Below are 8,712 nucleotides of genomic sequence, written 5' to 3'. Positions count from 1 at the left end.
CCTCTCGACGCGGAGAACGGGCTATTCGGTGCTGTCGAGCGTCTAAACGCTCACGCCGACCCGCTCGCGCACGGCCTTCGTCGCGGCCACGACGTTGCGCAGCGAGTCGACCGTCTCGGCGTAGCCGCGCGTCTTGAGGCCGCAGTCGGGGTTGACCCAGATCTGCCGCGACGGGATCGACGCGAGAGCGGTCTCCAACAGCGACGTCACCTCGTCGACCGAGGGCACCCGCGGCGAGTGGATGTCGTAGACGCCCGGCCCGATGCCGCGACCGAACCCGGACGACTTGATGTCGGGCACGACCTCCATCTTCGAGCGCGCCGCCTCGATCGACGTGACGTCGGCGTCGAGGCGGTTGATGGCGTCGATCACCACGCCGAACTCGGAGTAGCAGAGGTGCGTGTGGATCTGCGTCTGCTTCGCGACACCCGCGGTGGCGAGACGGAACGAGCCCACCGACCAGTCGAGGTACGACTCCTGGTCGGCCTTCTTCAGCGGCAGCAGCTCGCGCAGCGCCGGCTCGTCGACCTGGATCACGCCGATGCCCGCCGACTCGAGGTCGGCGATCTCGTCGCGCAGGGCCAGCGCCACCTGATTGGCGGTGTCGGCGAGCGGCTGGTCGTCGCGCACGAAGCTCCACGCGAGGATCGTGACCGGCCCGGTGAGCATGCCCTTCACCGGCTTCTCGGTGAGGCTCTGTGTGTAGGCGCTCCAGCCCACCGTGATCGGGGCCGGACGCGAGACGTCGCCCCAGAGCAGCGACGGACGCGTGCAGCGGCTGCCGTACGACTGCACCCAGCCGTTCTCGGTGACGGCGAACCCGTCGAGGTTCTCGGCGAAGTACTGCACCATGTCGTTGCGCTCCGGCTCGCCGTGCACGATCACGTCGATGCCGATCTCCTCCTGCAGTTCGACGACCGACCTGATCTCGGCGCGGAGGAAGTCGTTGTACTCGGCGTCTCCGATCTCGCCGCGCGCGTTGGCCGCGCGCGCCTTGCGGATGTCGCCGGTCTGCGGGAACGACCCGATCGTCGTGGTCGGCAGGAACGGCAGACCCAGCGCCGTCTCCTGCGCCTCGAGGCGCTCGGCGTAGTCGCCCCGGCTGAAGTCGGCGGACGTGAGCGCGGCGGCGCGGGTGCGCACGGAGCCGTCGCGCACGCCGGGAGCGTCGTGGCGGTCCTTCAGAGCCGCGGATGCCGCGGCGAGCGTCTCCTCGATGGCGGCGCGCCCCTCGGTCAGCCCGGTGGCCAGGGCGGCGATCTGTGCGACCTTCTCGTCGGCGAAGGCCAGCCAGCTCTTCAGCCGGTCGTCGAGGTTCGGCTCGTCGGTGGTCGAGTGCGGCGTGTGGAACAGGCTCGTCGAGCTCGACACGGCGACGTTCGGGCTCAGGGTGCGCAGCGTCTCGAGCGTGCCGAAAGCGGCGTCGAGGTCGCCTCGCCAGATGTTGTGGCCGTCGACGACGCCGCCGACGAGGGTCTTGGTGGTCGTTTCGACAAGCTCAGGGACCGATCCCTTCACCAGGTCGAGCCCGATCGCCTCGACCGGCGACGCGAGCAGCACCGGCAGCGCGTCATCGAGCGAGCCGTAGGGCGCCGAGACGAAGATCTGCGGCCTGGCCGGCACGGCGCCGAGCAGTTCGTAGGCGCGGGCGGTCGCCTCGAGCACGGTGGCACGATCGACCTCGATCGACTCGCTCACGAGGGCGGGCTCGTCGAGCTGCACCCACTCGGCGCCCACGGCGGTGAGGCCGGCGATCAGCTCGGCGTACACCGGCAGCAGGTCGTCGAGGCGGTCGAGCGGCTGGTAGCCCTCGGGCGCACCCTCGCTCGGCTTGCTCAGCAGCAGGAAGGTGACCGGGCCGACGAGCACCGGACGCGTGCGGTACCCGCTCGTGGTCGCTTCGGCGACCTCGCGCAGCAGCCGGTCGGAGGCGAGGTGGAACTCGGTCTCCGGCCCGATCTCGGGCACGAGGTAGTGGTAGTTCGAGTCGAACCACTTCGTCATCTCCGCGGGCACGTCGTTGCCCTCGCCGCGGGCGATCGTGAAGTAGCCGGCGAGATCGAGGGTTCCGTCTTCGCGCACGAGACGCTGGAAACGCGAGGGCACGGCGCCGACCGTCACCGCGGCATCCAGAACCTGGTCATAGAACGAGAACGCCTCGGGGATCGAGGAATCGGTCGCGCCCAGCCCCAGGGATACGAGTCGCTCGCGGGTGACGGCGCGCAGCTCGGCGGCGGCGGCCTCGAGTTCATCGGCGTCGATCCGGCCGGCCCAGAAGGCTTCGACCGCCCTCTTGAGTTCGCGACGGCGTCCGATGCGCGGGTAACCGAGGATGGTGCCCGTGGGGAAGGGAGTGCTCATTGCTGGGTGTCCTTAACTGTTTTCTAGGGTGACAGGAGTGAGGAGGCCGGTGCCGCGCAAGACCTCGAGTACGGCCTCGTGCTGGTTGAAGGTGTAGAGGTGCAGGCCGGCACGATCGCTGCTGATGACCGCGTTGCCGAGGTCGATCGCGTGCTGGATGCCGACCGCCTTCTGCCCGTCGGGCGTCTCCTCGGCTTCGAGCGCGCGCAGCAGGTCGGTCGGCAGCTTCTCGTCGGTGAGCTCGACGATGCGGCGCAGGCGCTGGGCGCTGACCACCGGCATGATGCCCGGGAGGATGCGCATGGTGACGCCGGCGGCGCGCGCCTGGTCGACGAATCGCAGGTAGTCGTCGGCGTGGAAGAACAGCTGGGTGATCGCGAGGTTGGCGCCCGCGGCCTCCTTGGCAAGGAGGGTGTCGAGATCCTGTTCGACAGAGCGGCTTCGCGGATGCCCGTTGGGAAAAGCCGCCACGGCGATGGTGACCTTGTGGCCGCTGCTCAGCCGCTTGGCCCCGGGGAAGCCGGGCACGTCGTTCAGGCTGAACTGTTCCCGTTCGGCCTGCACCCGGTGGATGAGCTGCACCAGCTCGCCGGCGCTGCCGAGGTCGCCGAGGAAGCGGTCGCCCTCACCCGACCCGGCCGGAGGGTCGCCGCGCAGGGCGAGGAAACTCGTTACGCCCGCGTCGAGGAACTCGCGGATGAGCCGCGTCGCGTCGGCGTACGACGAGCCGACGCAGGTGAGGTGCGCCATCGCCTTGACGTCGGTCTCGGCCAGCAGGCGCAGCAGCACGGCGAGCGAAGAGCTGCGCGACGAGCCGTTCGCGCCGTAGGTGACCGAGATGAATTCGGGGCCCGCCGCGACGAGGTGCTCGAGCGAGGCGAGCAGCGTCTCTTCGGCGGCCGCCGACCGCGGCGGGTACAGCTCGAACGAGAACGTCGGGCGTTCGACCGTCGTCGCCGCTGCAGTCGCTGAATTCACCTGGGCCCTCCGGACATCAAGAATCTGATTCGGTGTGGGCGGGTGCCGGGCTCGGCTGTCGCTCCGTGCCGCGGATCTGCGGCAACGGTTCCCAAGCTAGCGGCGGGCGGTGGCCCGCGGTGGAGAGTTGCGCAGTGTTACGCGCTGACCACCGCGAACTGCTTGAGCGCACCCTCGTCCATGGCGTTGACCATGGCGGTGACGTGCGTGCCGCCGTCGACGTAGTCAGTCGTCAGGATGCGTCCGCGGTCGTGCAGGCTCGCCACGATGTCGCCGCGGTCGTAGGGCACGAGCAGTTCGACCTGCACGTCGGGGCTCGGCACGAGCTCGGCGATGCGCGCCTGCAGCTCGGCGACACCCTCGCCAGTGCGGGCGGAGACGAAGATCGCCGTCGGCTCGAGCGCGCGGAGCAGCAGTCGCTGGTCGTCGTCCTGCAGCAGGTCGACCTTGTTGAACACCACGATCTCGGGGATGTCGCGCGCCTCGACCTCGCCGATCACGTCGCGCACGGTGGCCAGCTGGCTGCCCGGGTCGGGGTGCGAGGCGTCGACGACGTGCACGATGACGTCGGACTCGCCGACCTCCTCGAGCGTCGACCGGAAGGCCTCGACGAGCTGGTGCGGCAGGTTGCGCACGAAACCGACGGTGTCGGTGAGCGTGTACGGGCGGCCGTCGGCCGTCACCGACTTGCGCACGGTGGCGTCGAGGGTGGCGAACAGCGCGTTCTCGACGAGCACGCCCGCGCTGGTGATGTGGTTCAGCAGGCTCGACTTGCCGGCGTTGGTGTAGCCGACGATGGCGACCGACGGCACCTCGAAGCGGTTGCGGTTGGCGCGCTTGGCCTCGCGGGCGGGGGCGAAGCCCTTGATCTGCTTGCGCAGGCGCGACATGCGGGTGTGGATGCGGCGACGGTCGAGCTCGATCTTGGTCTCACCCGGGCCACGGCTGCCCATTCCGTCGCCGGAACCACCGGCTCCACCACCCTGGCGGGAGAGCGCCTCACCCCAACCGCGCAGTCGCGGCAGCATGTACTCGAGTTGGGCCAGTTCGACCTGCGCCTTGCCCTCACGGCTCTTCGCGTGCTGGCTGAAGATGTCGAGGATCACGGCCGTGCGGTCGATCACCTTGACCTTCACGATGTCTTCGAGGGCCCGCCGCTGGCTGGGTGCGAGTTCGGTGTCGGCGATGACCGTGTCCGCGCCGCTGGCGGCCACGATGCCGCGCAGCTCTTCGGCCTTGCCCTTGCCGAAGTAGGTGGAGGGGTCGGGGTTCGCCCGGCGCTGCAGCAGTCCGTCGAGCACGACGGCGCCCGCGGTCTCGGCGAGGGCGTAGAGCTCGCGCAGAGAGTTCTCGGCGTCGACGGTGTTGCCCTGCGTGTAGATGCCGATCAGCACGACGCGCTCGATGCGCAGCTGGCGGTACTCGACCTCGGTGACGTCGTCGAGTTCGGTGGAGAGGCCGGCGACGCGTCGCAGCGCCTGACGGTCTTCGCGGTCGAGCTGTTCGCCGTCGCGGTGTTCGTCGTAGTTCGAGTCGGACTGCAGCGCCTGTGCGCGCGTCTCGACGGAGGTGCCGGAGCCGAATGTGGTGCGGTGTGCCGACTGGGCGCCCGCATTGGCCAGAACCCGCGCTACAACGTCGTCGTTTTCGTTGGGGGTCGTGTCGATATCACTCATTACCATTAACCTTACTCGCCCAGACTTCGATAGGTTCGGTGCATGTCAAATGAGCACTACTTCGCCTCGTCCCCGGAGAGTGAACTCAAACTTCGCACGATCCACGCGCGTATCGCCGGTCGGGTCTACGAACTGCAGACGGCCAACGGCATCTTCAGCCCCGAACACATCGACGCGGGAACGCAGGTTCTGCTCGCCAACGTGCCCCAGCCGCCGCCGGGCGGCAACGTGCTCGATCTGGGCACCGGGTGGGGACCCATCGCCCTGACGCTCGCGATCGAATCGCCGCGCAGCACGGTCTGGGCAGTCGACGTCAACGAGCGCGCCCTCGACCTCGTGCGTCGCAACGCCGAGATCGTCGGGGCGACGAACATCCGGGCCGTCACGCCCGACCAGGTGCCCGACGATGTGACCTTCACGACCATCTGGTCGAACCCGCTGATCCGGGTGGGAAAGAACGAGCTGCACGGACTGCTGGAGAAGTGGCTCCCCCGCCTCGACGCCGCCTCGGACGGCTGGCTCGTCGTGCAGCGCAACCTCGGCTCCGACTCGCTGCACCGCTGGCTGCAGGCGACATTCCCCGACGACTTCACGTTCGTGCGCACCGCGACGAACAAGGGGTACCGGGTACTGCGGGCGCGCAAGAAGTAGCCGCTTCGTCCGCCGCCGGCCAGCCAGCTTCAGACCGCGCGGGCGAACACGTAGAGCGCCATGAACTCGCCGGGCGAGATCTCGACGCTGCGTTCGCGCTCGGGCACCCGCGCGAACCCCAGACCCGCGTAGAGCCGGTGGGCGCCCAGCATGTGCTCGCCGCTGTTCATCACGACCGTGTGCAGCCCGCGCTCGCGCGCGAGAGAGTAGGTGAACTCGGTGAGCGCTCTGCCAATGCCTCGCCCGCGGGCGGCGGGATCGACGGCGAGCAGCCGGTAGTCGAACTCCCCGTCGAGTGCGAGATCGGAGATGGCCCGGCCGGGCTTGCCCGTCGCCATGGTGCCGAGGATCCGGCCCGACCCGTCGTCGACGGCCACCCACACCTGGTGCGCGACGGCACGCTGCTCGACGGCCGCCAGCTCGGCGAGGTAGTCGGCCGGTAGATCGTCGTAGTCGGCGGTGTAGGCGGCCACCGTCAACTGCGCGACGCGTTCGTATTCGCTCGGCTCGACGAGCCGGATGCTGATCGCCACCGTCAGAGGCTCAGGTCGCCCTCGAACACCAGGTCGGCGGGGCCGCTGAGCGAGACGTGCTCGCCGTCCTCCGTGGGGAACATACGCACGCCGACGACGCCGCCCGCAACCTCTACCTTCCACTGGTTCGGCGCGCCGGCGCCGGCCCAGTGACGGGTCGCGAGGGCGGCGGCCGCGGCGCCGGTTCCGCACGACAGGGTCTCGCCGCTGCCGCGCTCGTGCACCCGCATGCGGATGTAGCCGACGCCGTCTTTCACCATCGGGTCGGCCGGCACGACGAACTCGACGTTGGCGCCCGCTTCGGGCTCGGGGTCGAGCTGGGGGATGTAGGAGAGGTCGGCGCTGTCGAGCTCCTCGTCGCTCGCGAGGGCCACCACGACGTGCGGGTTGCCCACGTTGATGCCGAGGCCCGGCCGTGCGACCGAGAGGTTGCGGGCGCGCACGAGCGGTTCCCCGCCGTCGAGCGACCAGCGGCCGAGGTCGACCTGGAAGCCGCTCAGGTTGCGCTGCACGTCGCGCACCCCCGCCCGGGTGCCGATGGCGAGGGTGTCGCCGGGCTCGAGCGTGGCCAGACCGTTCTCGATCAGGTAGCGCGCGAAGACCCGGATGCCGTTGCCGCACATCTCCGACAGGCTGCCGTCGGAGTTGCGGTAGTCCATGAACCACTCGGCGGTCTCGTCTTCGGCCAGGGCCTCGGCGCCCTCGGGCAGGTGGGTGGACCGCACCGCGCGCAGCACTCCGTCGGCGCCGACACCGAAGTGACGGTCGGCGATCGCGGCGACCTCGGCCGGACTCAGGTCGATCTGGCCGTCGGGGTCGGAGAACAGCACGAAGTCGTTGCCCGTGCCGTGGCCTTTGGTGAAGTGCAGATTAGTCACCGGTCAAGTTTAGCCAGCGCGAGCCGCGCTCTCTGCGGGTCGTCGTAGTCGAGCCAGTCGATCGCGTCGTAGCGACGGAACCAGCTCACCTGCCGGCGCGCGTACTTGCGGGTGAAGAGGGCGGTCTGCTCGATCGCCTCGGCCTCGGTCATCTCGCCGCGCAGCTGCGCGGCCGCCTGGGCGTAGCCGATGGCGCGCCCCGCGGTGGTGCCCAGGCCGTGTGGCAGCAGTCCCTCGACTTCGGCGACGAGGCCGTCGCTCCACATCTGCCCCACGCGCTCGTCGAGACGGGCGACGAGCTCGTCTCGGGGTGCGCGGAGCCCGAACATCGCCGTCTCGCGCCAGAGTGCGTCGGCGGCGGGAAGACCCGATCCGAACGGCTTCCCCGTGATCTCGACGACCTCGAGCGCCCGCACGATGCGGCGCCCGTTGCTCGGGCCGATCGCCGCGGCCGCGACCGGGTCGACCGCGAGCAGGCGGCGATGCATCATGCCGGGGCCGGTGGAGACGAGTTCCGCTTCGAGACGCTCGCGGACCGCCGCATCCGTGCCCGGGAATTCGAAATCGTAGATGACGCTCGACACGTAGAGTCCCGACCCGCCCACGAGAAGCGGCCAGGCGCCGCGCGATTCGATGTCGTCGATGACCCGGCGCGCATCCGTCTGATAGGCGGCGACGCTCGCCTCCTCGAGCGGGTCGAGAACGTCGAGCATGTGGTGTCGGATGCCGCGGCGCCCGTCGACCGGAAGCTTCGCGGTACCGACGTCCATGCCCCGGTAGAGCTGCATGGCATCGGCGTTGACGATCTCGACCGGCTGCCCGCGCTCGGCGAGCCGTCCGGCGAGGTCGAGCGACAGGCCGGACTTACCGGTGCCGGTGGCACCAACGACGACGACTAACACGCGGGATTAGCGCTGGCCGTCGAGCATGTCGTAGATGGGCGTCGTCGAGACCTGCGGGGCGCTGACCGCGCGCAACGGGAGCGAGGCGCCCGGCCCCGTGCCGATGCGTAGGCCGGGCAGTCCGAGCGACACCTGGCGGGTCTTGCCCGCGGCTCCCGCGGGGGCCGGCACGCCGCAGGATTCGGCCTCGGCGCGGTCCCAGGCGTCGCCCGAGCGGGTGCGGCGCACCTGCAACGGAACACCGGGCATCGCGTCGGCGACGAGATGGAAGGATGCGGCCTCGCTGATGCGGACCGTGACGATGTCGCCGGGTCGCGGGGTCTCGCTGCCGGCGGGCACGTCGAAGTGCACGAGACGGGAGTCTTCGGCGCGGCCGGAGAGTCGGTGGCGTGCGGCGTCGCGCTTGCCCTCACTCGCCGAAACCAGCACGTTGACGACCTTGCCTACCTGCTTCTGGTTCTCTTCTCGCGAGATGTGGTCTTGCAAAGCGGTCAAACGCTCGTAGCGTTCTTGCACGACGGCCTTAGGAATCTGGTCGTCCATGGTCGCGGCCGGCGTTCCGGGGCGGATCGAGTACTGGAACGTGAACGCCGAGGCGAAGCGCGCGGCCTCGACGACCCGCAGGGTGTCGGCGAAGTAATCATCGCTCTCTCCGGGGAAGCCGACGATCACGTAGGTGGTGATCGCCGCGTGCGGGATGCGCTCGCGCACCCGGTCCAGGATGCCGAGGAAG

General features: G+C 69.7%; 7 protein-coding genes and 1 pseudogene. 1 reads left to right on the top strand and 7 read right to left on the bottom strand.

The window, feature by feature from the left end; translation table 11 throughout:
- Window positions 1-42: 42 nt before the first annotated feature.
- The 3 genes from metE to hflX form a co-directional block, all read right to left on the bottom strand.
- Window positions 43-2,361, bottom strand: a complete 2,319-nt coding sequence (metE, locus tag ACLQ6X_RS04040; protein ID WP_411698890.1) for a 5-methyltetrahydropteroyltriglutamate--homocysteine S-methyltransferase — start codon at window positions 2,359-2,361, stop codon at window positions 43-45.
- 12 nt (window positions 2,362-2,373) lie between these two features.
- Window positions 2,374-3,339 carry a methylenetetrahydrofolate reductase gene (locus ACLQ6X_RS04035; RefSeq protein WP_411698889.1) on the bottom strand — a complete coding sequence of 322 codons (966 nt, stop codon included), beginning with the start codon at window positions 3,337-3,339 and terminating at the stop codon, window positions 2,374-2,376.
- 137 nt (window positions 3,340-3,476) lie between these two features.
- The gene (gene hflX / locus ACLQ6X_RS04030) at window positions 3,477-5,015 is read right to left on the bottom strand and encodes a GTPase HflX (RefSeq protein ID WP_411698888.1); all 1,539 of its coding nucleotides are present in this window, start codon (window positions 5,013-5,015) and stop codon (window positions 3,477-3,479) included.
- 42 nt (window positions 5,016-5,057) lie between these two features.
- On the opposite strand from hflX, the gene ACLQ6X_RS04025 reads away from it, so the two are divergent.
- Complete coding sequence (locus ACLQ6X_RS04025; protein ID WP_411698887.1) at window positions 5,058-5,666, top strand: class I SAM-dependent methyltransferase; 609 nt, start codon at window positions 5,058-5,060, stop codon at window positions 5,664-5,666.
- 29 nt (window positions 5,667-5,695) lie between these two features.
- On the opposite strand, the gene ACLQ6X_RS04020 is transcribed toward ACLQ6X_RS04025, so the two are convergent.
- The 4 genes and pseudogenes from ACLQ6X_RS04020 to ACLQ6X_RS04005 all read right to left on the bottom strand — a co-directional run.
- The gene (locus tag ACLQ6X_RS04020; protein WP_411698886.1) at window positions 5,696-6,199 is read right to left on the bottom strand and encodes an N-acetyltransferase family protein; all 504 of its coding nucleotides are present in this window, start codon (window positions 6,197-6,199) and stop codon (window positions 5,696-5,698) included.
- A gap of 2 nt (window positions 6,200-6,201) precedes the next feature.
- Entirely contained in the window at window positions 6,202-7,077 is an 876-nt protein-coding gene (dapF, locus tag ACLQ6X_RS04015) for a diaminopimelate epimerase (RefSeq protein ID WP_411698885.1), read from the bottom strand.
- Window positions 7,074-7,979, bottom strand: a complete 906-nt coding sequence (miaA, locus tag ACLQ6X_RS04010; RefSeq protein WP_411698884.1) for a tRNA (adenosine(37)-N6)-dimethylallyltransferase MiaA — start codon at window positions 7,977-7,979, stop codon at window positions 7,074-7,076. The genes dapF and miaA overlap by 4 nt, the downstream gene beginning before the upstream one ends.
- A gap of 6 nt (window positions 7,980-7,985) precedes the next feature.
- Window positions 7,986-8,712: pseudogene (locus ACLQ6X_RS04005) on the bottom strand (tRNA (N6-isopentenyl adenosine(37)-C2)-methylthiotransferase MiaB); the annotation flags it as partial.

Origin of the sequence: Conyzicola sp. (assembly GCF_046714715.1) — a bacterium.
GTDB lineage: Bacteria > Actinomycetota > Actinomycetes > Actinomycetales > Microbacteriaceae > Conyzicola.
Note: the sequence above shows the minus strand (reverse complement) of the source record. Positions and strands in the feature narration are given on the sequence as shown.

What these genes read in the sequence shown, in the direction of transcription:
- metE (WP_411698890.1), bottom strand. Translation starts at nt 2,361, where the DNA reads ATGAGCACTCCCTTCCCCACGGGCACCATCCTCGGTTACCCGCGCATC.
- hflX (WP_411698888.1), bottom strand. Translation starts at nt 5,015, where the DNA reads ATGAGTGATATCGACACGACCCCCAACGAAAACGACGACGTTGTAGCG.
- ACLQ6X_RS04025 (WP_411698887.1), top strand. Translation starts at nt 5,058, where the DNA reads ATGTCAAATGAGCACTACTTCGCCTCGTCCCCGGAGAGTGAACTCAAA.